We start from the raw sequence: 25,565 nt of genomic DNA, 5'->3' as shown, positions 1-25,565 counted from the left end.
ATGGTTTATGACCTGTTTCTTCGTGTTTGACCAGGCATGGACACGCGCGGACAGCTCTTTCGCCCACATCTGCGGCACCGGGCACAGAAGTCGTGCCGGAAGAACGGATCGCTCGACCCCCGCTCTCCACGACCGCAAGCGTGGCCCTCCAGGACGCCTCCTGACGGCACATCGGCTCACGGCATCGCGCACCCACAGCCGCCCGGAACGCCGAAGCGCCCGGACCGATCATCTCGGTCCGGGCGCTTCCTTGCAGGTCAGCGGGGTGCACCCGCCTCCCTCTCGGTAGGCCGTGTGGGACTCGAACCCACAACCAATGGATTAAAAGTCCACTGCTCTGCCAATTGAGCTAACGGCCCGCACCGAGCAGCATAGCCCGGGGGTCGGGCGGGCCTCGAAGGCATTCCGGGTTGAATGCCTTCGAGGCTGCGGTCGGGCGCGCGTTCGGGAGGGCCGGGGCCCTCACCGTTCGTCAGCCGTTGCGCTTCCAGCGGGGCTTGTCCGCGCGGCGGTCCGGGGTACGGGCGCCGTTGCGGGCCGGGGCGTGCGAGCTGGAGCGGTGGTCACCCGCGCGGCCCTGCGGGCGGCGGTCGTCGCGCCGGTCGCGGAGGAACGGGCGGTCGCCGCCACGGAAGCCCTCCCGGCGGAAACCACGCTCACCGCCCTCGCGACGGTCGTCACGGCGGACATCGTCCCGGCGGTAGCCCGCCGCGCCGGAGCCGCCACGGCCACCGTCCCTGCCGCCGTCCCGACGGTCCCGGTCACGGTCGCGGTCCCGCCCGTACGAACGGTCGTCACGGTCCCGCCCGTACGAACGCTCGTCCCGGTCCCGCCCGTACGAACGCTCGTCCCGGTCCCGGTCCCGGCGGAAGCCGCCCCGGTCGCCGCGGTCGCCGCCGCGGTCGGACGGACGGCGGTCGCCCCGGTCCCGGCGGTCGTACGACGAGCGTCCGCCGCGGTCGCCGCGGTCGCCGCGGTCGCGGTCGGACCGCTCCCGCTCCGCCCGCTCACGGCGCTCCGCCTCGGCCTTCGCCTCGCGCCGGGCCTCGGCGCGGGCCTCCTCGGCGGCGTGGGCCGCCTCCGCCTCGGCGGCGGCCGCGACGGCGGCCTCCGGGTCCTCGCCGCGCTCACGCGCCGCGCGGGCGGTCAGCAGGGTGGCCTCCTCGCGCAGCTCGGCGGCGCGCTGCTGGAGCTTCTCCAGCTGGCGGCCGAGCTTCTTGGCCTCGCGCTCGGCCTGCCGGGCCGAGTTGGCGGCGGACTCCGCCTGCACCTCGGTCAGCGAACGGGCGCCTGTGATACGGGCCACGTCCTCGTCGAAGATGTCGCCGCGGCCGATGATGTGCCGCGAGGCGTCCACGCCCGCGTCCTCCATCAGCCGGAAGATCTGCCGCCGCTGGTGCGGCAGCGCCAGCGAGACGACCGTCCCGGACTCGCCCGCGCGTGCCGTACGGCCCGAACGGTGCAGGTAGTCCTTGTGGTCGCCGGCCGGGTCGACGTTCAGCACCAGGTCGATGCCGTCGACGTGGATGCCGCGGGCCGCGACATCGGTGGCGACCAGGGCGTTGACCTTGCCGTCCTTGAAGTCCGCCAGCGTGCGGGTACGCGCGCCCTGGGTCATACCGCCGTGCAGCGCATCGGCGCGTACGCCCGCCTCGCGCAGCTGCTCGGCGACGCGGTCGGCGCCCAGCTGGGTGCGGACGAAGATGATGGTGCGGCCCTTGCGGGCTGCGATGGCGGTGGTGACCGGCGCCTTGTCGCGGGGCTTCACGACCAGCACATGGTGCGTCATGGTCGTCACCGCGCCCTGCGCCGCGTCCACCTCGTGCGAGACCGGGTCGACGAGGTAGCGGCGCACCAGCGAGTCGATCTCCTTCTCCATGGTGGCGGAGAAGAGCATCCGCTGGCCGCCCTCGGGCACCAGGTCGAGGATCTCGGTGACCTCGGGCAGGAAGCCCAGGTCGGACATCTGGTCGGCCTCGTCCAGGATCGCCGTCTGAACGTCCTCAAGGGAGCAGGAGCCGCGGTTGATCAGGTCACGCAGCCGGCCCGGGGTGGCGACGAGGATGTCGACACCGCGCTCGAGTGCGGAGATCTGGTTGGCCATCGACGTACCGCCGCACACGACCTTCAGCTTGAGGCCGAGCGTGTCCCCGTACGGCTGGAGCGCGTCGGAGACCTGCATCGCCAACTCGCGGGTGGGCGTGAGGATGACGCCGCGCGGGCGCTTGCGCTGGGTGCGGCCACCGCTGAGCCGGGCGAGCAGCGGCAGACCGAAGGAGAGGGTCTTGCCGGAGCCGGTACGGCCACGGCCGAGCACGTCCTTGCCGGCCAGCGCGTCGGGGATGGTGGCGGCCTGGATGGGGAACGGTGCGGTCACACCGTTCTGGGCGAGCTTGCGTACGACGGACTCGGGAAGCCCGAGATCGCCGAACGTGATCTTCGTCTCAGCCGCCTCGTCGGCTGCCGCCTCGATGCTCTCGTCAGCCGCCGTTTCGGCCGCTTCCGTCATCTCGGGGGCCGTTTCGGTGGTTTCGGGGGCCGTTTCGGTGACCGTCTCAACGGTCGGCTCGGGGAAGTCCTCGGGCCGTACGGCGGCAGGGGTGGTGACAGACATGCGAGTTGCGACAACCTTCCGGAGTCATTCGGCACGCGCCCATAACTCCGTGAAATTCGCAAAGAACCGCCTCGATGCGGTCAGCCACGGTCGGAGAGAACGCGCCACACGGCGCGCTCTGCTGACGGCGCCGGGCAAATGGGATCAAACGATCTACCAGCATACGCGGACCCGGGAGTAACAGCAAACGGGCCTCGGGGCCGCACCCGGCCCATCCTCTCAGGCCGGGCTGGGCTGGGTGCGGCGGGTGTAGCTGTCCGTATGTCCCCCGGCGCCCGGCCGGGAGGCGCCCTCGGGTGACGCGGTGGTCCGGGTCGGCGAGGGATCCGGGTCCGGCTTGCTGGGGGTGGGGCTGGGCGAGTTCGTCGGTGAGCCCGAGCCGCCGCCGTGTCCGCCCCCGCTCCCGGAGCCGCCCGAACCGCCGCCGTCCCCGCTCGGACGGGGCCTGGGCCGGTTCCGGTCGCCGCCCGACGACGAGCCCGACGCGTCGGTGCCCGAGGAGGACGCGGCGTCCCCGCCCCCGCTGTCGCCGTCCGTACGGTCCCGGCCCGCGGAGCCTTCGCCGTCGTCGGAGGTGTCGCGCTTCGCGTGCTTTTCGTTCCCGTCCCGTCCGCGCTCCCGGCCCTTGCGCCCGTCGGCGCCGTGCTTTCCGCCATGGGCGTGGCCGTTCCGGTAGGCGCTGCCGTCCAGCCCGCCCTCGGGCTCGGCAGCGCCGCCGTTGTCGTCGGCCCGGCTCCCCACCGGGGCCGCGCCCTCACCGGCGTCACCGGTGCCCTGCACCGTCATACAGCCGCTGAGAGTGGAGACCGCCGCGAGTATCAGCGCCCCTGCGGTCGTCCGCGCGACGACGGTGGTGGTGGGCGCGGCGGTACGGGATCGGCGCACGGCGGGACCTCCTGCGCGGGACTTCGGCGGGACTTCAGGCGAGTGCCATGCCCAACTCCCCGTCACCCCAACAGGTCACGCCGCACGGCGCCGACGGCGCCCGGCACGGCGCGCATCCACCCGCGGAGCGCCGCCGCCGCAAGCGCCCGAACCGCCGGAAAACCCCCGGCCCGTCGCGGGCGGAGGCGCGAGGCGCGGGCGCCGCTCACCCGTACCCGAGGGCGTGCAGCCTCTCGTCGTCGATGCCGAAGTGGTGCGCGATCTCGTGGACGACGGTGATCTCGACCTCCTCCACGACCCCCTCCCGGCCCTCCCCGTCGCCGCCGTCCTGGATGCTGTCCCGCTCGACCATGCGCAGGGTCGGCCCGCGGTAGATCGTGATGCGGTCCGGCAGGACGCCCGCGTACCACTCGCCCCGCTCGGTCAGCGGCGTCCCCTCGTAGAGCCCGAGCAGCTCGGGGTCGCTCGCCGGGGGCTCGTCCTCCACGAACACCGCGACGTTGTCCATCAGCCTGGTCAGCTCCGGCGGTATCCGGTCGAGGGCTTCGGCGACCAGCTCCTCGAACTCCTCACGCGTCATCTCCAGCACGCGCCCATTGTCGGCCAGCATCCCGGCGGAGGCATCATCCCTGCCCCGCGGAGGCAGCATTCCTTTCCGGGCATACGGATGCCGCACAAGGGGCATAGGGGCCCACATGGCCAGCGTTGTCTCCAAGCCGTCGCGTGCCGCGGGGGGCTGGTTCAGACAGTTCGCCGACCGGCTCGCCACCGCCGTCCACCACCCACGCCCCTACCAACGCGCCGCCGGTCTGGTCGTCGTCACGCTGCTCGGAGCCTGGCTGGGACTGCTCGTCGTGGGCAGCGTCCGCGCGCCCGTCGGGCCGGTCGATACGACGATGACGCTGCGCCCCTCCCTGGCCGGCGGCACCAAGGTCAACGTCTCCCCGCTGGGCGCGCTGGAACTGCACAGCCACACCGCGCCGCTGCGGCTGGACGTCGACGTCGACCAGCTGGACCAGGAGCGCGCCGCGGCGCTCGTGGACCATCCGGAGCGCATCGAGGGCCTCGAGGACGAGATCTCGGGCGACGTCCGCTCGGGCGCGCTCGACCTCGGGCTGCGCTCCGCCGTCGCGGTGCTGACCGGCTCGTCCGCGCTCGCCCTCGCCGTCTACCGCCGCCCCCGCAAGGCCCTCGCGGCGGGCGGCCTCTCCCTCGCGCTGCTGGTGGCCTGCGGCGCGACGGCGGCGGCGACCTGGAACCCGAAGTCGGTGCTGGAGCCGAGGTTCTCCGGACTGCTGGCGAGCGCTCCGTCGGTGGTGGGCAACGCCCGCAGTATCGCCACGGAATTCGACGTCTACCAGAAGGAGTTGGCCCGCCTGGTCACCAACGTGACCAAGCTCTACGATGCGGCCTCCACCCTCCCGGCCTACCAGCCGGACCCGTCGACGACGCGGGTGCTGCACGTCTCGGACATCCACCTCAACCCGGCCGCCTGGCACATCATCCGGTCGCTGGTCGCCCAGTACAAGATCGACGTCATCATCGACACCGGCGACACCATGGACCACGGCACGGCCCCCGAGAACGGCTTCCTGGAACCCATCCCGGACCTGGGCGCCCCGTACGTCTGGGTACGCGGCAACCACGACTCCGCCACCACCCAGAAGGCCATGGAGAAGCTGGCCGACAAGCGCGGCTCGCAGGTGCACGTGCTGGACGAGGGCGTACCGGTGAACGTCGCAGGGCTGCGCCTCTCCGGCTGGGGCGACCCGCAGTTCACCCCGGACCGCTCGGTCGTCCCGGAAGGCGACCCGGCGGAGCGGGCGGAGGGTCGCCAGCTGGCCGAAACCCTGCGCGCCCAGCGGGCCGCCGGCACCCCGGTGGACATCGCCGTCGGCCACAACCCCGAACTGGCCAAGCAGACCGACGGCCTGGTGCCACTCGCCCTGGCCGGGCACACCCACAACCGGAGTACCAAGGTGCTGCCGCACGACACCCGGCTGATGATCGAGGGCTCCACCGGCGGCAGCGGGCTGCGCGCCGTCGAGGGGGAGACCCCCGACAAGGTGCAGGCGTCCGTGCTCTACCTGGACCGGGACAACAACCGGCTCCAGGCGTGGGACGAGATCAACCTGGGCGGCCTCGGGCTGTCCAAGGCGGAGGTCTCCCGGCACCTCCCGGCTGAGATAAAGCCCGGCTCGTCCCCGTCGCCGTCCCCCTCCTCGTCGAGCCCCACCGTCACCAGCCCGGCGACGGGGCGTTGACAGGCCGCTGACGGTCCGTCGCCGGGCCGCAGCACCGCGGGAGACGGGCACCGCCGCCCGAATATGTTTTGGCGAACCGTCCGTGCATCCCATATGCTGCCCGAGCCTGCCGAAGCACTGCTCAGGCGCTCGGTTCGGCCGTTTCGCCCTCATCGTCTAGCGGCCCAGGACGCCGCCCTTTCAAGGCGGTAGCACGGGTTCGAATCCCGTTGGGGGCACCAAAACAACGCCCTGTGACCTGCGGAAACGCGAGTGGCAGGGCCTTTTTTGTGCCCGAAGACCCTCTCGCACCCCCCCAATCACGCCAAAGGTGTATACGCCGGCGTACAGATGGGGCTAACCTGAGTTCTATACGGCACCGTATAGAGAGGGGTCCGGCCATGAGACTTCCCCGCACCGCACACACCTCCCGCCCCTGGCGCATCCACGAGATCGCGCCCGACTTCAAGATCGAAGACGTATGGCGGATGCCGACCCCCGGCGGGCCGGACGACTTCCCCCATCTCGTCGACCAGATGGCGAACGGCGTCGAAGCGCACCGCTCCGCCGCCGTCTCCCGCTTCCTCTTCGCGGTCCGCTGGAAGCTGGGCGCGGTGCTCGGCTGGGACAGCTTCGACGCGTCCCTCGGCGCCCGCGTCCCCACCCTGCGGGACCGGCTCCCCGCAGACCTGAGGGAAGTCCCGCGCGGGCCGGACCTCAAGGGTGTCCCCATCCCGTTCCTCTCCGTCTACCAGACCCACGACGAATGGGTGGCCGAGATGGCCAACCGCACGGTGCACGGGCTGATGCACGTCGGCTGGGTCCCGGACACCAAGGCCCCGGGCGGCTACCGAGGCCAGATGACCGTCCTGGTGAAGCCGAACGGGGCCTTCGGCACGCTCTACATGGCAGGCATCAAGCCCTTCCGGTACCTCGGGATCTACCAGCAGATGCTCCTCGCCCTCGGCCGCGAGTGGCGGGCGACCGCCGCCCGGAGGAGCACGGCCGAGACGACCAGGACGACCGGCACGACCGGCCGATAGCAGTTCGGGGCAGCCCCCGGGGTCTGTTACTCTTTTCCGGCGACGTCACCCCTGCTGGGGAGCCCCACAAAGCCCACAAAAGCGGTTGGGAGCACTCGTCGCACTGTGCGAGACTGGAGCTCGCACGAAAGCTTGGTCCTGTGGAGCAGTTTGGAGTGCTCGCCACCCTGTCAAGGTGGAGGCCGCGGGTTCAAATCCCGTCAGGACCGCTGCCATCAAGTTTCTTCATCTCTTGATGGTCCTCCCGACCAGGGGTTCCGCCCCTGGACGCCGGGCTGGGTAGCTCAGTTGGTACGAGCGTCCGCCTGAAAAGCGGAAGGTCGCCGGTTCGACCCCGGCCCCAGCCACAGCAGCCCTGAACAGGGCAAACGGCCCCACCGAAGATCTTCGGCGGGGCCGTTTTTCGATCTCTTACGCCATCCGGTACGCCAACGGGTCTCAGGAGAGGGTGTCACCCAGCTTCCGGAGCGCCTTCCGCTGTTCGTCCAGGGAGGCGTGGGCGTAGACCTTCATCGTCACTCCGATGTCGCTGTGCCCGACGATCTGCCGGACGATGTGGGGCGGCACCCCCAGATCGAGCAGGAGCGAGACGGCCGAGTGCCGGAGGTCGTGAAACCGGATCTCCAGACCGAGCCGCTTGCGGAGCGGGTGCCAGCTCCTCCGGAGGTTGTCCGGCTCCAGCGGAGTGCCGATGCGGGACGTGAATACGAGCCCGCGCTCCTTCCACTCCATGCCAGCGGCGGCCCGCTCCTGCGCCTGCCGCTCACGATGCTCAGTGAGCGCCTTCACGACGACCGGCGGGAGCGGGATCGTACGGAACGAGGTCTTCGTCTTGGGCGCCACCAGCGTCAGCTCACCGTTGACGCGCTGGAGTGCCCGCTCCACGATCAGCGTCTCGCGGTCGAGGTCGACGGCATCCCAGCGGAGCCCGAGCAGCTCCCCCCGGCGCATCCCCAGGACCAGGGCAAGCACGTAGAGCGCGTGCAACCGGTCGTCGGCGGATTCCCGAAGCAGGAGACGGGCCTCAGTGACGCTGAGCCCCTTCCCCGTGTCATACGACGGTGTGGGGATCTGCACGAGCTGGGCGACGTTCCGCACGATCAGCTCCTCCCGGACGGCGTTCTGGAGGGCGTTCCGCAGCACCGCATGGATGGACTGCACCATGCGGCGGGACAGAAGCGTCTGGCAGCACTCCCCCGCCGCGCAGCACTCCGGCTCAGGACGCTCCTCATCCCACCCGTGCTTGCAGCACTGGCACTCGGACGTGACGCGGGCAAGCCAGGTGCGGACCTCGGCGGCGCGGAGCGTACGGATCTTCTTCCGCCCGAGTCCGGGCACGATATGGACGCGGACGACGCTCTCATAGCCCTGGTACGTCTTCGGGCGGCGGTTGACCTTGACGACCCGGGCGAGCCAGTACGTCATGTACTCGTCCAGCTTCATGTTGGTGTCAGGCGTGGGGATGCCCTGGTTCTCCTGGTCCTGGAGTCGGGTGATCTTCTCTCGTACGTCGTCCCTGGTCTTGCCGTAGACCGAGACGCGCTTGCGGATGCCGGAGGTCGTCGTCACGTAGACGCGGCCCTCGTACGTACCGTTCTTGCGCTGACTGATGCTGCCGTCGCCGTTGGCGCGCTTGGCCATCAGGCTGCCTCCTGGAGTTTGTTCTGCATGTACGTGTAGAGCGAGTCGGCTGGAATGCGGCGAGTGCGTCCCTCGGTGAAGCTGGGGAGAGCTCCCGAGCGGATGAGGTCGTAAACCTTGAAGCGGCTGAGACGCAGGGCCTCCATAACCTCCGGGACGGTCAGGGCCCTGTGCGTCGGGGGCAGGGTGAAGCTCATCGGGGTGCCTCCTGGGCAGGCGACGGCTCGGGGGGCCTCTGAAGTCCGCTACATCCGCTTCACCTGCTACGCCACAGGTCAGAGGCGGGTTTCGGAGTAGCGGTCAGGCGGTGTGTAGCGGACGGTGCCGCTACAGCGCTGGTCGGCTGTAGCGGCACAGGTGGGGGTGTAGCAGGTGTGTAGCGGCTTCAGTCGGCTACTTCCGCTACGGCGTTCGCGCTGATCAGCGGGTCATCGGCCGTGGTTGTGGCGGATGTAGCGGCTGGGCAGTACCGGGCCCAGGCGTCGTGAAGGTCGGCGGCGTAGTAGCCCTTGACCACCGACCCCTCTCGGGTGCGGATGTTGCGGGCCTTGATGGGCTGGTTGTCGGCCGTGACGTACTCCCCGAGCCGCTTGGCCAACTGACGGGAGTCCAGCGGCTTGCCGCCCATGTCGGCCCAGGGCGCCTCGTCCATGGCGTTGAGCCCGGCGAGGATCTGCGCGGTGGGCATCCGGTCGGCTCCGCAGAACACGGTGTCGCGCAGGTCGGTCAGCAGCCGGATGCCCAGCGACGCCTTGTCCCCGGCGGTGGCGGCGGCGACCAGTTCGACGCAGGCTTGCCGGGCCCGCTCGGGCCAGGTTCCGCCAGCCGCGTCCGCGACGGCCAGCAGCGGCTCCCACACGTCCGCAGGACGGTCGGAGATCCCCTCGGGCATCACGGGGAAGGCGTCACATACCTGCTCGCGCACGCTGTCGGCCCACGCGCTGAGCTTGGCCCGCAGGGCGTGCCCTTCCGGCTCGTTGCGGGTGCGGAAGGCTTCCACCTGCTCGTTGGGAGCGCGCCGGCGCATGCGGATGACCACGGAGCGGGTCAGGATCGTGTCCGGCAGCCACCCCAGCCCTGCCATGGCCACCCCGCAGTAGGACGGGAAGGGCTGAACGCCCTGGTTGGAGCCGTCGCCCACACACCGGTAGGTGACGCCCTTGCGGCGGTGCCCGGCGTTGAGGAATCCCCGCAGCTCCTCGTTGTCCCCGGCCTTGGGCCCGAAGACGGTATCGATCTCGTCGAACAGGATCGTGGGACGCCCCTCGGTCCCGGAGACGGAGCGGAAGAGCGCCGCCGCACTCGCGTTGACCGCCACCATCGGCTGAGGAACGAGGGTCTCGCAGATCTCCAGCGCCCGTGACTTCCCCGACCCGGGTTCGGGAGAGAGGAAGGCGAGGCGGGGTGTGGAGTCGAAGCAGTCCAGCAGGTGCGCGTGTGCGTCCCACAGGGCCACGGCCACGTGGGCGGCTTCGGTGGGGAAGACGTTGAAGCGGCGGTGGAAGCGCTCGACTTCATCGAGCAGCGCGGCGCCGTCGATGGGCTCGGTCATGCGGCGGCCCTCCCTTCCTGGGGAGCACGGAGCGGGCAGATCTCGCGGTGTGCGGTGTGGTCCTCGATCAGCGCGGGCACCTTGGTGTGGCCGACGGCGCTGCGGTTCCTGCCGCACGCGCACCACGACGTGGCGGTGGGTACGGCGCCGCGTCCGGGTGCGGTGATGGTCAGCCATGCCACGGGGCACCGTCCGTCGCCCTGGTGCGGGTCAGAGCGGAGAGCTGAAAGGACGCCCTTACGGGCGGCGTCTTTCGGCGCGACACGGCCAGTGGTGGCCGGGGCCGGTTTGGCGGAGCGGGGCTGGTCGGTGGAGGGGATGCTTTTCAGGCGGGGGGAGTTGGGGGTGCTCACGCTGTCTCCCGGGGCCGGGCGTTGCGGATGGACCAGTTCAAGGCACTGCGCAGGGTGGAGCGGCACTCGGCCGGGGTGAGGCCCGCCGACTCTCCCCCCGCCTGAAAAGCCGCTTCTACCTGGTGGCGGGGGATGTCGCCCCACGCGACGAAGCGGCCCATGGACCGTGCGGCGGTGAACAGCGTGTGCTCGCGGGCGCCTTCCTGCGCAGCCGTGATGCGGGCCGTCTCGCGCTCCAGCGCCACGCGCGCCACCTTCGTAGCGTCCTGTGCCGGTGCGATGGACACCGGTCCGGTGGGGCGCTGCTCGCGCAGCATGTCGGCGAGCCAGGCAGGGAGCGGGGCGACCAGCGCGGCATCGGTGAGCTGGTAGGTGCCGTCCGGGGTGGTGCTGCCGGGGGCGACGACGTAGCCGCCCCACGCGCGGGTGTCGATGCGCCGTGCCAGGCGGCGCGCGCTCGACTTCAGCCGCTCGCCGGGCGGTGCGGTGAAGTACAGGTGCTCCCCGCCGCTGGGTGTCCGCACTCGGCGGGTGTGGGGCACCTGCTGTCCGGCGCGCTCGCAGAGCGCCTTGAAGGACGTTGCGCCGTCAGGCGCTCCTTTCTCGTCTTTCGGCTTGAGCGTGTCCAGGTCGACCACCAGCAGCCCGGCGGGGCCGGTAGCGATACCGACGTTGTACGGACGCTGTCCCCACGCTGCCCGGATGAGGTCCGGATCGGTGGTGGCGCGCTGCTCAGGCGTCACGTGCCCACCGGCGCAGCGGCCGGTGCCGGGGCAACGGTCCTCCCGGTGACCGGCCGGGCGCTTCCCACCAGGACGGAGGGGAATGACGGGCCAGCCGTGTTCAGCGGCTCCCAGAGCGGCGTTCAGCAGGTTCCCGGTCATGCGGCGGCCCTCCCTTCGAGGGTGGGCTGGTGCCAGGTGGGAAGGCCGCTGAGCATGCGTTCACGCCAGGCCAGCGCGTAGGGCAGGCAGTTGGCACAGTTCTTGTGCGTGTGACCGAGCATCGGCTCACGGCGGCGCGCGTGGGAGCTCCAGGCGAGGGAGTCCGCCGAAGCCAGTAGGTGCCCGACGCGTGCGAGTCCGAGCGTTTTGAAGCCGAAGCCGTGCAGCTTGAGCCCGTGGGCGGCCATCGCAGCGACGATGGCCGCCCCCTCGCTGGTCGACTGCAAGCGGCACACCGACCCAAGCCCCACAACGGGCTCACGTGCCAGGTCCACCCCGGCACGCTCATACAGCTCCCGGCAGTGTTCGTAGTCCGGGATACTCCGGCCCTGAAGTACCGGGATGATCCGCAGCTCAGGGGCCAGTGACCGCAGATCGAGGAAGTTGGCGACAGTACGGCGCTGATGCTCGCGGACGCTTAGGTGGGTGCCCACGAAGGTGAGAGGCCCGGCCTGGCCACCGTGGATGATCAGGTCCTCGCACATCCAGTCTTGGGGCGCGGCCCAGTCGTAGGGGCCCACGCATTCCCAAATGCGGCGCAGATCGTTCAGGTACTGCTTGGGGCTGCGGGTCCAGCGACCATGACGCTGGAGCTCCGAGAATCCTCCGGAGTCCACCGCGTAGGGGCCCAGTGCCTCGGGCAGGGTTCGCGCGGCAGCGAAGTGCCCGACCTGAACGAACAGCGGCTTGTCGGTCAGGCGCACCCAATGGCGCTTATGGGTGGTCAGGTAGAACCGCATGCCACCCCAGGCGGGTAGCTGCGCGGGAGCTCCCGCTTCCGGCAAGCGCGGCCTGAACCGCGCTCGCCGGATGTCAGTGAGTTGGGTCATGCTGGAGACCTCCAGTGCTCTGTTGAGTTGCTGGGTGGACAAGGGCGGCCCCGGTTCTTTGGCGAGAGAGGGGCCGCCCTTGGCGTGTTCAGGGGCAGGTGCATTCGAGGCGTTCGCTGCCGCCGTCGGCCAGGCACAGGCAGCAGTGCGGGCCCTCGTACGGCTCGTCGCCGTCGTCCGGCCAGCACAGGGGGCAGTCCTGGGCTTCGAGGTAGTCGTCGTAGCTGGTCGGGTTCGGAATGGACATGCAGAACCTCCTGGTGTGGGTGCTGATGAGCAGAAGCGGAATCCGCACGGAAGTGGTTCAGGGAGGCGGAGGCACCCCCTGCCGGGAGCCATGTGGAGGGGGTTTCCGGCACACGCCCCGGGGTGCCTCCCTGCCTCCCTGGCAGGTCATTTGTGCTGATCAACCCCAGGGAGGAGGGGCCAGGGAGGGGGTTAGGGAGTTCTCCCTGTCTCCCTGACCCCGCCGGGTGCGGCTCCCTCTACCCGAGACCGGAAGCGGAATCCGTCTCGGGCCGGTTGGCGAGGGCGCGATGGAGCCGTTCGCGGCCGATGACCATCCGGCCGTCGGACTTGTAGGGCTCCGCGCCAGTGCCGTCCAAGACGCGCTTGAGGTCGATGAACGACCACTTCCCGTATGCCTCGCCGGACAGTGCGGCCAGCCGCTTGAGTACGTCCTGCGTGAGGACGCGGGGCGCGTCCCCAACCACGGTGGCGATGTCGGCCAGGTGGTCTCGCTCCTCGCCGGTCTCCACGGCGTGCAGGGTGGTCACCCCGTCGCGCACCGCCTTCGCACGCTCGGCGATCTCGTCGGCTTCGTCGTCGGTGATGTAGTGGGTGCGGATCGTGGTGGACGACTGGCCGGGCGCGAGCTTCACGCCGTCACCGGCCACCACGACGGTGCCCTTGTCCAGGCCCTGACGCAGCTTGTGCGGGGCGGCGCCGCCGTCCACGGCCTTGTCGCCCAGCGCCATGCGGGCCTGCGACTCGGTGCCCAGCACGAGCGACGCGCGGATGTGGGCGCCCTCCCGCACGAGCTTGGGCAGGTTCTGGTCGGTGGGGTCCTGGGTGCCCTGCCACAGCAGCACGTCCACCGCGCGGCCCTGGTTGTGAATCTTGCGGGCCGCCTGGAAGTAGCGGCTGGTGGCCTTGGTGCCGCCCAACGGCCGCTTGTCCGCTGCGCCGATGGGCTTGCCGTTCTCGTCCAGGGGTCGGTTGTCCTCGCTGATCGCGGGGCACATGAACGCCACCTGCGCCTCATCAACCACCAGGATCAGCGGGCGGAACTTCGTTCCGGGCGGGGCCATGATGCGGCGCTCCATCTCGGCTACGCCCTCTTCGACCATGTCCACGACCTGGGCGACGTGTTCGTCGGTGGGGCCCTCGATCAGGACCGTTGCGATGCCCTCGAACGGCTTCCAGTCCCCCACGCCCTTCAGGTCCCCGATGCGGAATTCGACCGTGGGGTCGAGCGCGAGCCACAGCGCAAGGGCCCGAAGGGAAGCGGTCTTGCCCTGGTTGGACAGACCCGTGATGAGCAGGTGCCGCTGGAAGAGACTGATCAGGGCCGCGTCGCCGCGCAGATCCTGGCCCCAGGGGGCACGGCCACCCTTGTAGTCGCCGGTCGCGGTGGGGTCGGTGACCAGCGGCGAAGGGCCGATCGGCTCGTCCAGCGCGCCGGAATCCGCGATCCACAGCCGCACCGTGCGGGCCGCCTCGGGGATGGTGATGAACACTTCGTGTTCATGTCGGGAGAGGTTTTCCGCGAGCTTGCGACGCCGGTTTTGCACCTCGTCGGTGGAGACACCGGATGGGAGCGTGACATCAACTTCCACGCCGCATCCAGCGATCCGGATCGGCCCGAGCATCCCGGCGCCGGCGTCCCCCATCTCCTTGATGGCGCTGCGGAGCGCTGCCACTCCGAGGTTGCGCAGGGCCTGCACCACGATGGACGGGGTGATGGGCTCGCCCTCGGTGCTGCGCTGGTTGGCGGGCAGCGCCCAGGCCGGGGCAGCACTGCGCTTGCGGCCCACGTTCCACAGGCCCGCGAGCAGCGCCCACGGTGCGATGGTCACCAGCGGTCCCCATACGACCGTGCCGATGAACACGATCCAGCGGATCAGCTCGATCACGGCCATAACCGGGCCGATGACCTGCGTGATGTCCTTCTCCGCGATGGCCAGGACGATCCCGAGCAGCAGCAGGCCAGCAGTACCGGCGCCAGTGCCGACGGCGGCCGACTTGGCGATACGCGGCGCGGACGTCAGCAGCTCCATCCGGCGGCTGTGGCGGTCCGCGCGGAAGCGGCGGGCGCGCTCCTCCCACTCGGCCGCAGCTTCAACTTGTCCGGCGGCCTCAGCGGTGCGCATCATCCGCTCGTACCGGGCGGCGGTGCGCCCGTCCCAGGCACGGCGGGCGAGAATCCCGCTGCCTGCCAGCACGTAGGAGCCGTGGCGGACCACCAGGCGGGCCCCGGTTCGGGTGCGTTCGTCGGCCAGCGCCGCACGCGCGGCCCGCATCCCACGCACCCACACTCGGGGCGGCGCGGCCGAGGGGCCGTCCGCCGACCGCGCTGCGGGGCCGGGCGACGGTATCGGCTTGACGAGGCTGACGGGACCGCTCTTGCGGGCGCGGTGCTCTTCGAGGCTGGTCACGGCGCCCGGTTCATGCGCCGCTGCTGTGGGGTGGGTCATGCTGGTCTCTCCTGTCTGCTCACGAGTGGGGCGGTGCAGGGGCCCGCGACGGCCGACGACGCTGGCAGGCTTGGGCGGCCGTCGCGGGGCGGAACTACCGGCGGGTGGGGTCCGCCAGACCGTGCAGGATGTCGGCGTGGTCGAAGGCCAGTTCCGGCAAGCTGTCCAGCGGCCACCAGCGGGCGGCGCGGGCGTCGTCCCCGGCGGTGGCGCGGGTGTCGGCGGGGACGTGGGCGAAATAGGCGACAGTCACGTACCGGCCGCGTGGGTCCCGGCCGGGACGGTCGAAGGCCCCGAGCTGCCGCAGGTCCCCGGCGGCGACCTGAACGCCGGTCTCCTCGGCCAGTTCGCGGACCGCCGCCTCACGGCTGGTCTCACCCTCGTCCACATGCCCACCGGGCAATGCCCAGCGGCCCTCGAACGGCTCCCAGCCCCGCTCGATCAGCAGGACACGGCCGTCAGCAGTGACGGCGACCACGTCGGCGGTATAGCGGATGGTCTCCGGAACGGTCTCGGTCATCGGTTTTCCTCCTGAGCAGTCGGGTGTTAGCGGCGGGCGCGCTCAGCGCGGCGCAGCCGGTCCTCAGCGTCCCTACGGGCCTGCTTGGCCCGCTGCCGCTCCTCGGGCCGTGCGGAGCGTTCGGCGGCCTTGGCGGCGGCCAACTCGTCCTTGGCCTGGTCGATTTGCCGGTCCAGGGCCCTGCGCTCGCGCTCGTAGCGGTCGGTGGCCACGCGGTCGATACGGTCAAGCTCGAGGTCGATGGCCGAGGTGTCGCCGTAGGCGTTCTTCGCGCCCTTGGCCAGCAGCCGGGCCCGCTTGACCTTCTCGCCCGGGGTGTAGGTGTGGCTCATCAGGTGGTCTCCCTGTGTCGATTGCTGCTGTTCACGGGGGTGTTCAGCCGACCTTGCGCAGTTTGTTGTTGGTGCGGCACAGAACGGGGCCGATCAGCGGGCCGATCCGGTGGACGGTCCAGCGGCCGACTGTGAGCGGTCCGGGCGGGACCTCGTCCACGATCCGGCCGGTCCTCCCGGCCGCGCGGGGGTCGTCCTCGCAGGAGGTGATCAGCACTTTGTCGCCGACGGTGAAGGCCATGGCGTTCAGCTCCTGCTCTGCGTGAAGTCGCTGAAGACCGAGCGCAGGACGACGACGCACACGGTCAGGGCCACGGCGCCGATGGCGAACGCGACCATGGACACCGCCAGCGAGACGGCCAGGAACGCCCCGGCGGTGACGATGGCGACCCACTTCCCGGCCGCCCCCTGCGGGGCGGGCGCCTGGTGGTGCTGGCAGGGTGCGGGCGTCGCCTGCTGCGCGGCCTGAATGGCGGCCAGGACTACGGCGAACTGCTCGCCCTGCCGGGCCGCTTCCACGGCGTCTTGGCTCGCCTTCTCGATATCGCTCATGGGTTCCTCTCCAGACGTTCAGGCGGCGGCCTGGACGTCCTCGGGGTAAGCGCACGGGATGCACATCCCGAGCGAGGAAGGGATGACGTAGCCCGCGTCCAGCCCGCAGGCGGGGCAGGTACGGCGGGCGAGCATCGCCAGCGCCAGCGCTCCCCACTTGCGGGAGGTCATCCGCCGCACGGGCTTCGCGCAATCGACTCGATAGAGGAACGCCACCGCCACACCGGACTTGTGGTTGCGGGAGTGGCGCATCACCTGCGCCTGGATCTCCTGTCCTCCGGGCCGTAAGCCCATCGCCCGAAGCTGCCGACGCGTGGCCATCCCGTCGGGCGCGTAGCGCCATGGGTAGGTCGGTATGCCGTACCGGGCACCGTTGGGGTCCCAGCACTTTCCGAACGCGGGCGACATCAGGCGGCCCTGTCCAGCGCGGTGCGGTCAAGGGCCAGGCGCGCGAACGCCTGCTCATCCTCCGGGACTTCCATCTGGTGCCGCTGCTCAGCCACACGTCCCTCGGCACGTTCGGTCTTCACCGTCTCGCGGAGCTCCCGGGCTTTGGTCGCCGAGCAGCGCACGGACTTGCGGATGACCTCGGCGGTCACCTCGGAGTCGGGCAGCTTGTGCGTAGCCGCCCGCGCCTCAGCGAGCAGTTGAGCCGGAGTGCGAGTCGGCCGCGTGGGTCGGGCCGACTCCGGGAGTCGACCAGTCGCCCGATGCGGACGCGTAGTCGACTCAGCGGCCACCGCACGAGCCGCCGGGACGGCCGACGCGGACGGCTTGGACGGCTCGTGCGCGCCGACCGGCACGCCGGGAAGCGGCTGCGGTTCGACGGCCGGGGCAACCGGCGCCGGAGCGGTCTCCCGCAGGTCAACGGTCGACTGATACGCCCCGACCTGTGCCGATCCCTCAGGGTTCGGTGCCGGTTCGGGTCGGTGGTGGAGGACCTTGGCCACCAGGTCGGACCCGAAATAGATCGAGCCGACCGGCAAACTCGTCGCCAGCAGCACCAGCGCCCAGTTGGCCGGGTCCCAGTCGGCCAGTCGACCCCAGTCGACCGACGCACCGTGCAGGTCGGGCACCAGCCCGTGCACGTAGTTCAGGACCAGTGAAGCGACGGTGTAGGCGCCCAGTACCCGCAGAGCGAACCTGCGGTCGTCCCCAGTCAGAACGAGGGTGGCCACCAAGGCGAGCGCCATCAGTCCGTCGACCACAAAGGGGTAGAGGGTCGCGGCGGTCTGGTCAGCGCCGACCGCACCGGCGATGTCGCGCAGCGCGTTCCACGACACCCGGAAGGCCATCCCCACGACCGCGACCAGCGCGGCAACCAGCAAAGTGCGACCTTTGCCCTTCATGCCCCCACCCCCGACGAGGTCACGGTGATCGAGGCGTTGGCCAGGTCGCGGCACTCCTTCAGTACGCGCCGTACGGCCCGGCGAACGCGGAAGATGTCCAGCTCGCTGGCCGGACGGTCAAGCGTCATGATCTGCGCGTCCAGCAGCTCGACCTCAGCGTCGATAAGGGGCGTCTCCAGCCGGATCGCGTCCAGTTCGGCACGGGTCGGCTCACGCCACGGAGCGAAAGCCGTAACAGCCTCCTGAACAGTCACGATGTGATCCATGGGTCGTGTCCTCTCGAATCGGGACGGCCCTACAGCGGCCCCGGTGTTGCACCACCGGGGCCGCGCGCCGTTGAGAAGCAGGAATCTCCGGCTCCCCTCAGCCCCGCCCGTACGACCCGCGCAGTACGCGGACCCGGACGGGCGGGGGAGGCAACCGGCCGCAACACACGCAGCGCTGCGGAGAGGTCAAGTCGTGCAGGTGTCTCCTTCGAGAGCGCGCTCCCGTTCCAGGCGTATGGAGACGTGGCCTTTCGGCCTAAGCCCTCCGAACTGCCAAGGGGTTCGGGTCCCTCGCCCCCGCGCTGACGCACAGGGCCTCATGACCCCCAAAGGGGCCCTTGGGAACCTCTGTGAAGTTCCCTAGGGATATTGAGCCAGAGTTCCCTAGGGATGTCAACGAGGAGCGGAAAAGATGCGTCTGAGCAGCAGAAAGGGAGCCCGCCAGTTGGCGGGCTCCCTGGTTTCGCGAAGTGGTGGGGCTAGCTTTCGAGGTGATACCGCATCACGTAGACGCCGGCGTCAAGCAGCATCTGGTTGACCTCGATCGGGCGGCCGTTGGTAGTGAACGCGATCCGGCAGATCTCGACCACGGGCGTACCGGCCGAGACGGCGAGCAAGCTCGACTCCTCCTGGCTCGGCATGCGGGCCCGCAGCTCCTCCGTGAAGCGGACCGGCTTCAAGTCCAGGTCAGCCAGGCGGCCATAGATGCCGCCCTCGCCCGGGTTCTCCTGCGCGATGGGAGAATCCCGTACCTCCTTGGCAGGCAGGTAAGAGGTGGCCTGCTGCACAGGTTCCCCCTCCACCACGTAGCGCCGACTCCGGACGATGACCGGCTCGCCCTCATCCAGTTCCAACAGCTTGGCCACCTGTCGAGGAGGCTCCGACTCATAGACCTGCAGGTCGGTAACCGTGAACTCGCGGTCGCCAAGGTCGGCGTCCCAGATGGATTTCCCGGCACCCCAGCCGTCCGCAGCCAGCCTCTTGTTCGCCACGCGCGGGATGGGTCGGAACTCGCGAACGTAGGTGCCGCTGCCCCGTCGACGGACGGCCAGCCCCTCGTCTACGAGCAGCGTCAAGGCACGGCGCGCGGTCTCCTTGGCGACGCCGTAGTCCCTGACCAGCGCAGGCTCACCGGGCACACGGTCGCCCGGCGTCAGCTCACCCGAGCTGATGCGCGCCCGCAGATCGTCGGCGATCTGCCTAGCCGTCTCTGCCATCGAAAATCCTCACTTCCCTAGGGTGGCACTCCTCCACAGTGACACAGATGGAGCGGGAGTGACGCCCCCGCCTCGTTACCGGAATAGAGCGGGCGGCTTACGCCAGTCCGTACGCCAACAGCAGCGCACAACGGCAGCCACCAGACGACACACCTGGTCTGCGCGATCAGCCCTGGTCAGGCCCAGACACGGCCTGAAAAGCGGAAGGTCGCCGGTTCGACCCCGGCCCCAGCCACAGTGTGAGGAAGGCCCCGTCCCTTGGGACGGGGCCTTTTCGTGGTTTCAGCCCGGGGCTGCCGCGGCGCGGCCGCCCGGGTGGCGGTGGCGCCAGGTCCAGAAGACGGCGCAGGAGACCAGGGCCCAGGCGGCGAGGACCAGGTAGGGCTGGAGGAGCTGGTGGTCCGGGAAGTAGACGGCGGTGTGCTGGGCGTTCACGGAGGCGCCGGGCGGCAGCCAGCGGCCGATCTCGCCGAGCGCCGACGGCAGCAGCGGCCAGGAGACGGCGCCGCCCGAGGAGGGGTTGCCCAGCAGCACCATCAAGCCCCAGGTCGGCAGCATGGCCCAGCGGCCGACGAGGGTGTTGAACATCGTGAAGACCATCCCACTGGCGAACATCGTCAGCGCCAGGATCAGCCAGGAGCGCACGAACGGGAGGTGCAGTGCGTCGAGGCCCCAGTCGACGAGCGCTGCGATGACGAAGCCGCCGAGGAGGGCGTAGGCGACGGTGAAGGCGATGCGCTCGGGCGGGTTGAGGGCGCGCGCGTGGACGCTGAGCTGGATGGCGCCGACGAAGCCGATGATCACGGCGGCGAGCGAGATGTAGAAGATCGCCAGGCCGCGCGGGTCGCCCTTGCCCAGCGGTTTGAGGTCGCGGACCTGGACGGGGACCCCGATCTTCTTGCCCACCTTCGGACCCGCCTCCTCGAGCAGCTCCGCCACCGAGGCACCGGAAGCGCTGGAGACGTCCAGTTCGACGCCGTCCGGCCGCTCCACCCGCATGACGGCGAAGACCCGCTGGGCCTCGATGGCCTGCTCCGCCGCCGCCTGCGCACGGTAGTGCCGCAGCTGCAGCGAGGAGCTGAGCGCCTTCTCCATGCCGGTGACGAACGCGCTGCGGTCCTGCTTGCTGTCGGGCTCGCCGACGACCGCGACGGGCACATGGCGCGGGGTGGGGTCGGCCATCGCGTACGTGTACGACCCGGCGAACAGGCCGGCGGCGGCAGCGAGGATCAGAACGAGGACGGTGGCCGGCAGGAACGGCGAGTCCTTGAAGTCCTGCCACTTCTGGGACGCGGTGCGCTGGGCGCCGTCGTGCCTGCCATGGGGCCCCCGCCGGGGGCCGGGGTCCGCGCGGTGCTCGGACCACTCGGGTTCCTCGCTCATGGCCCTCACATTAGGCGGACACAGCGGTCATTCCCGTACTTTCCGGGCAGCCGGGGCTTGGCCCTCCGCTATGTGTCCGAGGACTTATCCGAGGACGTATCCGCGTACGTGTCCGAGCGCGCCCGGCGGCTCCCCCGTACCGCGCGGACTCCCAGCACCGCGCCCACCGCGAGCACCAGGGCCACCAGCAGCGCGCCGTCCGGTACCGCGTCGCCCGCCCGCCGGGCCCAGCTCTCCGCGGCGAAGGCGCCGTCCACGTCCGTCAGCCCCGGCAGCCCGGCCGCGCCGTCGAAGGCGAGGAAGAGGGTGCCCAGCAGTACGAAGAACAGCCCCGACAGGAGCGAGGTGGTGTGGAGCCGGAGGCGTCCGCCGAGCCGCAGCTCCCGCCCGCGCAGCCAGCGCCGCCGGCCCAGATCGAACCGCTCCCACAGCAGCGCGAGTACGAACAGCGGTACGGCCATGCCCAGCGCATAGACCGCCAGCAGCACTCCGCCGTAGACGGGGTTGCCGTGCACGGCGGCGACCGTCAGCACGCTGCCGAGGATGGGACCCGCGCAGAACCCGGCCAGGCCGTAGACGGCGCCCAGCGCGTAGACGGACAGCGCCGTTGTCGGACGGATGCGGCCCGACGCCTCCGCCAGGCGGCGCGGGGCGAAGCCGCGGCCCGCGAGCTGTACCAGCCCGAGCGCGACGATCAGCCAGCCGCCCGCCGAGACCAGCAGATCGCGGTGGCCGTAGAACAGCCGCCCGGCGAAGGAACCGGCGGCGCCCAGCGGGACCAGCGTCGTGGCCAGACCGAGGTAGAAGATGCCGGTACGGGCCACCAGCCGGCCGGCCGAGTCGATCGAGTACGCGAAGAACGCGGGCAGCAGCAGGGCGCTGCACGGGCTGAGCAGGGCGAGGAGGCCGCCGAGGAAGGCGGCCAGATATCCGACGTCCATCAGTCGTCAGCCCTTGTGGCCGGACTTGCCGGACTTGCCGGACTTCTCGGCCTTCGCCGCCGCGCGTTCGATGGCGTCGATGAACACCTCGTCCGGCTGGGCACCCGCGATCGGCTGCCCGTTGACGAGGAAGGCAGGCGTGGCGCTCGCACCGAGCCCGTACGCCTCCGTGCTGTCCTTCTTCAGCTGCTTCCTTGCGGCCTCGCTCGCGCGGTCCCGGTCGAAGCGGCCGAGGTCCTTCACGCCCGCCTGCTCGGCGAGTTCATGCAGCTGACCGGTGGTGAAGGCGCTCTTCTCGTTGCCCTTGTCTGCGTAGACGGCGTCGTAGAACTGCCAGAAGCGGCCCTGCTGCCCCGCCGCGTAACTGGCGAGCGCGGCGCGCTCGGAGCTTTTGCCGAAGACGGGGAAGTTGCGCCACTCGATGCGCAGCAGGCCCTTCTCGACGTACTTCTTCACCAGCTTCGGCTCGGTGTCCCGCGCGAACTTGCCGCAGAAGGAGCAGCCGAAGTCGGCGTACTCGATCATCACGACAGGCGCGTCCTTGTCCCCGCGCGCGAACGGGTCGTCGGCGGTGCGGCGCGCGAGCTTCAGCAGTGCGGGGTCGCCGGCGGCCGTGTCGTCGGAGCGACCTTCGACGGTGGCGTTGCCGCCGCCCGAACCGGTGGAGTTGCCACCGACGGCGTACTGCGACACCCAGCCCGCCAGCAGCGCGGCGACGGCGACGAGGGCGCCGATGACGACGCCCTTGCGGGGGCGGGACGGGGAGGGGGACGAAGGGGTGGGCCTGTTCGGTTTGTGCTGTTTGTTCGACGGCATGCGAACGTCTCCTGTGCTGCGAATGCGGAAAGCGACGGACCGGCGCCGACGCGGAGCCGCGTCGGCGGGTGCCGCTATACGCGCAGGACGGAGAGCTCGACGGGAGTGGGAGGCGGTATCGGCGCGGGACCGCGCACGGGCGGCCTCGCGTGCGCCGCACCGATCGCGCTGTGCGACTGGGGTGTCAGACAGACCGGGAGCGCGAGGGGCAGCAGTTGCTGCTGACCGGCGGCCGGCGCCGCCGGAAGCGCGCCTCCCCCGTCCTTCGACTTGTGACAGTGGGAGGGACCCGCGTCGCCGACGGGGGCGGCAGCGGAGGCGACGGGCGCATCGGCGGCGGACGGAGCGGACCGGTCCCCCGCCAGCTGGACGGCTCCGCACAGGGCGAGCAGCAGCGCCACGAGTACGGCGGCGGCCCGCCGTGTCCCTCGTACCGCCTGCTCGCCACCGTGCATGCCGCCACCCTAGGGGGTACCTCCCGGCCGGAGTCCCCCAGCCTCCGGCCGGGGGCACCCCCAGGGGGAGGCCGACAGTTGGCAGGCCCGTTCACCCCAGCACGCGCCGCAGGACCTGGGCCACCTCCTCCGCCGTCAGCAGCGGCCCGGTCTCCTCCCCCTTCGGGGTGTACGACTGTTCGAGGTGGTTCCGCGCGGCGTCCAGGTCGCCGCGCTGCTCCGCGATGCGCGCCAGCAGGTGCCGGGCGGTGCGGTGCTTGGGGGAGTCCTCCAGCACGGGAGCGAGCAGGGTCTCGGCCTCCTCGTACGCCTCCTCCGTCGCGATGTCGTTCACCAGCACCGTCGCCAGCTCCATCGACGGGTTGAAAAGCGAGGTCAGCATGAAGCCGCTGTAGCCGAGCCGCACGATGTGGTGGACGTCCCGCGCGGTACGCAGCCACTCCACCGCCTCCGCGGATCGGCCCTGCCCGTGCAGCGCCCGCCCCAGCCAGTACGCGGCCTCGTGCAGCGGGTCCTTCTCCTCGCGGCCGGTCCAGGCGAGCCGCAGCAGCCCCTCCGCCTCCGTGTACCGCTTCCAGCGCACGAGCTGCATACCGGCGCGCCAGCCGTACCAGACCCGCCCGCCCTTCGCGGCACGCGTCCACCAGCGGACGGCCTCTTCCATGTCGCCGTAGTCATCGCCGACCCGGTTGCCGACCCAGCTCGCGGCGTCGGGCCGCCCGAACCGCGCCGCCTTGCGCAGCCACGGCTCCGCCTTGACCGGCTCCTCCAGCCGTACGTACAGCGCGCCCAGTCCCTCGATCGCGTCCAGGTCGCCCGCCTCGGCCGCGGGCAGATAGAGGGGGGCGGCCGCCTTCTCGTGGGCGCCGCACTCGTGGTGCAGCATGCGGCCGAGCGCGTACGAGGCGGCGGGGCCCTGCGGGCTGTCGGCCGCGGCCATGGACGCGGCGCGCTTGTAGTGCCGTACGGCCTCCGGATAGCGGTGCAGGCTCTCCATCAGGCGGCCGAGTTCGAGATCGGCGGCCGGGTCACCGGACTCGGCGGCCTCACGGAGCGCGGGCAGCCGGGACTCCTCCTCGGCGTCGAGGGCGGGCGGGGCTGCCAGCTCGGCCTGTTCCAGCTCTTCGAGGGACTCCTCGGCGGACTCATAGGTGTCGTCGTCGCCCTCGGTGCCCTCGGCCGCCGCATCCAGCCAGCGGCGGGCCTCGGCCAGCCGCCACTGGTCGCGGTAGTAGTCGCCGAGCCGCCGCTGCTGGACGCGATCGCCGGCCTCGGCGCCGGGCAGCAGCGACGCCTCGTACTTCTCCAGCTCGCCGTACTGGAGGTGTACGGCGCTGAGGGTGCGGGCCAGCATCCGGGAGTCCGGATACCGGCGCAGCCCGTCCTCCAGCACCCGGCACGCGTCCTGGTACCGGTCGAGGTTGTAGTACAGGAGCCCGTGCCAGCGGTCGGTGCGCGGGTCACCGAGCGCCTGCGCCTCCTCGTACGCCTTCTCCGCGTCGGGGAGGAAGGAGGGGTAGGAGGTGAACCACTCCGGCTCCGTGTGCAGTTCACCGAAGGGCTCGTACTCGTAGTCGTCCTCACCCTCCTCCAGGAACGCCTCCAGCTGCTCGTCGAGGTCCGCGGGGCGCTCCTCGGGCGGCAGCGCGCACAGTTCGCCGAGCTCGGAGATCCGCTGCCGGTAGTGGTCGAGCCGGTCGTCCAGCTCGATCAGCCGGTCCTCGATCTGGTCGGCCACGTGGTCGTGCAGCGCCGCCTGCTCCAGCTCAGCCCTGGCCTCGCTCGTGCGGCCCTGGCGCAGCATGAGCAGGGCGCCGTTGGTGCGGCACTTGACGCTGCCGAGTTCCGCGCCCTTCGCGTACCACTCGGCGGCCCCCTCCGGATCGTCCAGCCGCTCCAGCAGCAGCTCCGCGAGCCCGAAGGCGCAGTCGCCGTCCCGCTCGGCCGCCGAGCGGTACCAGTAATCGGCGACCGAGAACTGGCCCCGGTCCTTCGCCGTTATCGCGCGCAGCCGGGCGGCCCGCGCGTCGCCGCCCTCGGCCGCCTCCTCCAGCCATGGAACGGCGTCGTCCACGCGTCCTCGGCCGACGAGGTACTCGCCGTACGCCTGCTTGTCCCCCGCGTCACCCTCCTCGGCGGCGGTGCGGTACTTGCGCTCCTCGGCCGTGAGCTCGGTGTTGCCGGAGCCGTCGGTGCTGGTCGCCGTTGATGTCATTGCTGTGTGTCGCTTTCTCGCGGTTTCTTCGAGTGCTGGCGGTGGTGCTTCCCGGACTCCGCGAGGGCACGCCGGACGCCGGGTTCATGGGGGCCGAGGAAGCGCGGGTCGGGGGTGACCGCTGCGTCGTACGCCGCCTTCACCGCACCCGGCAGCTCACGCAGCCCGCCCGCGTACCAGGTGGCGTCCCGCGGTTCTCGCACGGGAATGCCGTACGAATCGATGCCCGCCCCCCGGCACAGCGCGGCAGCACGGCGTACGTGATAGTCCTGGCTGACCAGCAGCGCCCGGCGCACCCCGAAGACACGGGCGGCGCGTGCGCACGAGTCCCAGGTGTCGAAGCCCGCGTAGTCCGCGACGATGCGGGAGGACGGGACGCCGCGGTCGGTGAGGTAGTCGCGCATGGCGCCGGGTTCGTCGTAGTCGTGGCGGCTGTTGTCGCCGGAGACCAGAAGGACGCGGACCTTGCCCGCGCGGTAGAGCTTTGCCGCGGTGTCGAGGCGGTGCGCCAGATAGGGGGAGGGTTCGCCGTCCCACAGCCCCGCGCCGAAGACGAGGGCCACCGGCGCTTCGGGGGCTTGCGCGATGTCCGCACGGATACGGCTGTCGGTGGAGAGCCGCAACCATGTCGCGGGCAGCAGCGCCAGTACGCAGGCCAGCACGGCGCCCTGCACCCACCGCCTGCGGCGCGCCGTGACGCTGCTCCTCACCCTGTTCC

Annotated in this window: 27 protein-coding genes and 4 tRNA genes; 5 read left to right on the top strand and 26 right to left on the bottom strand. The window is 70.9% G+C overall.

All coding sequences use genetic code 11. The features are described 5' to 3' along the window. Positions 1 to 286: 286 nt before the first annotated feature. The 4 genes from ACTWQF_RS25220 to ACTWQF_RS25205 all read right to left on the bottom strand — a co-directional run bounded on the left by ACTWQF_RS25220 (position 287) and on the right by ACTWQF_RS25205 (position 4,079). Positions 287 to 359, bottom strand: a tRNA-Lys gene (locus ACTWQF_RS25220). A gap of 113 nt (positions 360 to 472) precedes the next feature. Continuing rightward, positions 473 to 2,614: a DEAD/DEAH box helicase gene (locus ACTWQF_RS25215; protein WP_443281932.1), complete on the bottom strand. Its 2,142-nt coding sequence runs from the start codon at positions 2,612 to 2,614 to the stop codon at positions 473 to 475. A 219-nt stretch (positions 2,615 to 2,833) separates the two neighbouring features. Continuing rightward, a complete protein-coding gene (locus ACTWQF_RS25210; RefSeq protein WP_443281931.1) occupies positions 2,834 to 3,499 on the bottom strand; it encodes a hypothetical protein in 666 nt (221 codons plus the stop codon). Between the two features lie 205 nt (positions 3,500 to 3,704). Then, positions 3,705 to 4,079, bottom strand: coding sequence for a metallopeptidase family protein (locus ACTWQF_RS25205; protein WP_443282003.1), 375 nt, complete (start codon positions 4,077 to 4,079; stop codon positions 3,705 to 3,707). A gap of 115 nt (positions 4,080 to 4,194) precedes the next feature. Here ACTWQF_RS25205 and ACTWQF_RS25200 point away from each other — a divergent pair, with 115 nt between their 5' ends. The 5 genes from ACTWQF_RS25200 (at position 4,195) to ACTWQF_RS25180 (ending at position 7,132) form a co-directional block, all read left to right on the top strand. Next, a complete protein-coding gene (locus ACTWQF_RS25200; RefSeq protein WP_443281930.1) occupies positions 4,195 to 5,763 on the top strand; it encodes a metallophosphoesterase family protein in 1,569 nt (522 codons plus the stop codon). A gap of 145 nt (positions 5,764 to 5,908) precedes the next feature. After that, a tRNA-Glu gene (locus tag ACTWQF_RS25195) sits at positions 5,909 to 5,984 on the top strand. A gap of 159 nt (positions 5,985 to 6,143) precedes the next feature. Continuing rightward, positions 6,144 to 6,785 carry a DUF2867 domain-containing protein gene (locus ACTWQF_RS25190; protein WP_443281929.1) on the top strand — a complete coding sequence of 214 codons (642 nt, stop codon included), beginning with the start codon at positions 6,144 to 6,146 and terminating at the stop codon, positions 6,783 to 6,785. Between the two features lie 134 nt (positions 6,786 to 6,919). Beyond that, positions 6,920 to 6,994, top strand: a tRNA-Asp gene (locus ACTWQF_RS25185). Between the two features lie 64 nt (positions 6,995 to 7,058). Beyond that, positions 7,059 to 7,132, top strand: a tRNA-Phe gene (locus ACTWQF_RS25180). Between the two features lie 91 nt (positions 7,133 to 7,223). On the opposite strand, the gene ACTWQF_RS25175 is transcribed toward ACTWQF_RS25180, so the two are convergent. From ACTWQF_RS25175 to ACTWQF_RS25070, 22 genes are all read right to left on the bottom strand, one after another. Beyond that, positions 7,224 to 8,426 (bottom strand): site-specific integrase, encoded by a 1,203-nt coding sequence (locus ACTWQF_RS25175; RefSeq protein ID WP_443281928.1) that lies wholly within the window; start codon positions 8,424 to 8,426, stop codon positions 7,224 to 7,226. After that, entirely contained in the window at positions 8,426 to 8,623 is a 198-nt protein-coding gene (locus ACTWQF_RS25170; protein ID WP_443281927.1) for a helix-turn-helix domain-containing protein, read from the bottom strand. Before ACTWQF_RS25170 ends, ACTWQF_RS25175 begins: the two co-directional genes overlap by 1 nt. Before the next feature lie 188 nt (positions 8,624 to 8,811). Further along, the gene (locus ACTWQF_RS25165; protein ID WP_443281926.1) at positions 8,812 to 9,978 is read right to left on the bottom strand and encodes a DUF3631 domain-containing protein; all 1,167 of its coding nucleotides are present in this window, start codon (positions 9,976 to 9,978) and stop codon (positions 8,812 to 8,814) included. After that, a complete protein-coding gene (locus ACTWQF_RS25160) occupies positions 9,975 to 10,331 on the bottom strand; it encodes a hypothetical protein (protein WP_443281925.1) in 357 nt (118 codons plus the stop codon). The genes ACTWQF_RS25165 and ACTWQF_RS25160 overlap by 4 nt, the downstream gene beginning before the upstream one ends. Further along, positions 10,328 to 11,215 carry a bifunctional DNA primase/polymerase gene (locus ACTWQF_RS25155; RefSeq protein WP_443281924.1) on the bottom strand — a complete coding sequence of 296 codons (888 nt, stop codon included), beginning with the start codon at positions 11,213 to 11,215 and terminating at the stop codon, positions 10,328 to 10,330. Before ACTWQF_RS25155 ends, ACTWQF_RS25160 begins: the two co-directional genes overlap by 4 nt. Continuing rightward, the gene (locus tag ACTWQF_RS25150) at positions 11,212 to 12,015 is read right to left on the bottom strand and encodes a deazapurine DNA modification protein DpdA family protein (protein WP_443281923.1); all 804 of its coding nucleotides are present in this window, start codon (positions 12,013 to 12,015) and stop codon (positions 11,212 to 11,214) included. The genes ACTWQF_RS25155 and ACTWQF_RS25150 overlap by 4 nt, the downstream gene beginning before the upstream one ends. 178 nt (positions 12,016 to 12,193) lie before the next feature. Continuing rightward, positions 12,194 to 12,352: a hypothetical protein gene (locus tag ACTWQF_RS25145; protein WP_443281922.1), complete on the bottom strand. Its 159-nt coding sequence runs from the start codon at positions 12,350 to 12,352 to the stop codon at positions 12,194 to 12,196. 238 nt (positions 12,353 to 12,590) lie between these two features. Continuing rightward, the gene (locus ACTWQF_RS25140) at positions 12,591 to 14,801 is read right to left on the bottom strand and encodes an ATP-binding protein (RefSeq protein WP_443281921.1); all 2,211 of its coding nucleotides are present in this window, start codon (positions 14,799 to 14,801) and stop codon (positions 12,591 to 12,593) included. A 94-nt stretch (positions 14,802 to 14,895) separates the two neighbouring features. Continuing rightward, positions 14,896 to 15,321 (bottom strand): NUDIX domain-containing protein, encoded by a 426-nt coding sequence (locus ACTWQF_RS25135; protein WP_443281920.1) that lies wholly within the window; start codon positions 15,319 to 15,321, stop codon positions 14,896 to 14,898. 26 nt (positions 15,322 to 15,347) lie between these two features. Then, entirely contained in the window at positions 15,348 to 15,653 is a 306-nt protein-coding gene (locus ACTWQF_RS25130) for a hypothetical protein (RefSeq protein WP_443281919.1), read from the bottom strand. Positions 15,654 to 15,696: 43 nt separating this feature from the next. Beyond that, a complete protein-coding gene (locus tag ACTWQF_RS25125; RefSeq protein ID WP_443281918.1) occupies positions 15,697 to 15,894 on the bottom strand; it encodes a hypothetical protein in 198 nt (65 codons plus the stop codon). A 5-nt stretch (positions 15,895 to 15,899) separates the two neighbouring features. Further along, entirely contained in the window at positions 15,900 to 16,205 is a 306-nt protein-coding gene (locus ACTWQF_RS25120; protein WP_443281917.1) for a hypothetical protein, read from the bottom strand. An 18-nt stretch (positions 16,206 to 16,223) separates the two neighbouring features. Further along, positions 16,224 to 16,613: an RRQRL motif-containing zinc-binding protein gene (locus ACTWQF_RS25115; RefSeq protein ID WP_443281916.1), complete on the bottom strand. Its 390-nt coding sequence runs from the start codon at positions 16,611 to 16,613 to the stop codon at positions 16,224 to 16,226. After that, positions 16,613 to 17,554 carry a DUF2637 domain-containing protein gene (locus ACTWQF_RS25110; RefSeq protein WP_443281915.1) on the bottom strand — a complete coding sequence of 314 codons (942 nt, stop codon included), beginning with the start codon at positions 17,552 to 17,554 and terminating at the stop codon, positions 16,613 to 16,615. The genes ACTWQF_RS25115 and ACTWQF_RS25110 overlap by 1 nt, the downstream gene beginning before the upstream one ends. After that, positions 17,551 to 17,820, bottom strand: coding sequence for a DUF6284 family protein (locus tag ACTWQF_RS25105; protein WP_443281914.1), 270 nt, complete (start codon positions 17,818 to 17,820; stop codon positions 17,551 to 17,553). Before ACTWQF_RS25105 ends, ACTWQF_RS25110 begins: the two co-directional genes overlap by 4 nt. A 479-nt stretch (positions 17,821 to 18,299) precedes the next feature. Continuing rightward, positions 18,300 to 19,037 (bottom strand): GntR family transcriptional regulator, encoded by a 738-nt coding sequence (locus ACTWQF_RS25100; RefSeq protein WP_443281913.1) that lies wholly within the window; start codon positions 19,035 to 19,037, stop codon positions 18,300 to 18,302. 282 nt (positions 19,038 to 19,319) lie between these two features. Further along, positions 19,320 to 20,420, bottom strand: a complete 1,101-nt coding sequence (locus ACTWQF_RS25095; RefSeq protein WP_443281912.1) for an ABC transporter permease — start codon at positions 20,418 to 20,420, stop codon at positions 19,320 to 19,322. 68 nt (positions 20,421 to 20,488) lie between these two features. Beyond that, positions 20,489 to 21,361, bottom strand: coding sequence for a cytochrome c biogenesis CcdA family protein (locus ACTWQF_RS25090; RefSeq protein WP_443281911.1), 873 nt, complete (start codon positions 21,359 to 21,361; stop codon positions 20,489 to 20,491). 6 nt (positions 21,362 to 21,367) lie between these two features. Beyond that, complete coding sequence (locus ACTWQF_RS25085) at positions 21,368 to 22,177, bottom strand: DsbA family protein (protein ID WP_443281910.1); 810 nt, start codon at positions 22,175 to 22,177, stop codon at positions 21,368 to 21,370. A 74-nt stretch (positions 22,178 to 22,251) separates the two neighbouring features. After that, positions 22,252 to 22,632 (bottom strand): hypothetical protein, encoded by a 381-nt coding sequence (locus ACTWQF_RS25080; protein WP_443281909.1) that lies wholly within the window; start codon positions 22,630 to 22,632, stop codon positions 22,252 to 22,254. Between the two features lie 91 nt (positions 22,633 to 22,723). Beyond that, complete coding sequence (locus ACTWQF_RS25075) at positions 22,724 to 24,847, bottom strand: tetratricopeptide repeat protein (RefSeq protein WP_443281908.1); 2,124 nt, start codon at positions 24,845 to 24,847, stop codon at positions 22,724 to 22,726. Further along, positions 24,844 to 25,557 carry a SanA/YdcF family protein gene (locus tag ACTWQF_RS25070; protein ID WP_443281907.1) on the bottom strand — a complete coding sequence of 238 codons (714 nt, stop codon included), beginning with the start codon at positions 25,555 to 25,557 and terminating at the stop codon, positions 24,844 to 24,846. The genes ACTWQF_RS25075 and ACTWQF_RS25070 overlap by 4 nt, the downstream gene beginning before the upstream one ends. Positions 25,558 to 25,565 lie beyond the last annotated feature (8 nt).

It is taken from the genome of Streptomyces sp. 8N114, from assembly GCF_052245835.1.
In the GTDB taxonomy this organism is placed as follows: domain Bacteria; phylum Actinomycetota; class Actinomycetes; order Streptomycetales; family Streptomycetaceae; genus Streptomyces.
This window is presented reverse-complemented; position numbering and strand designations above follow the sequence as displayed.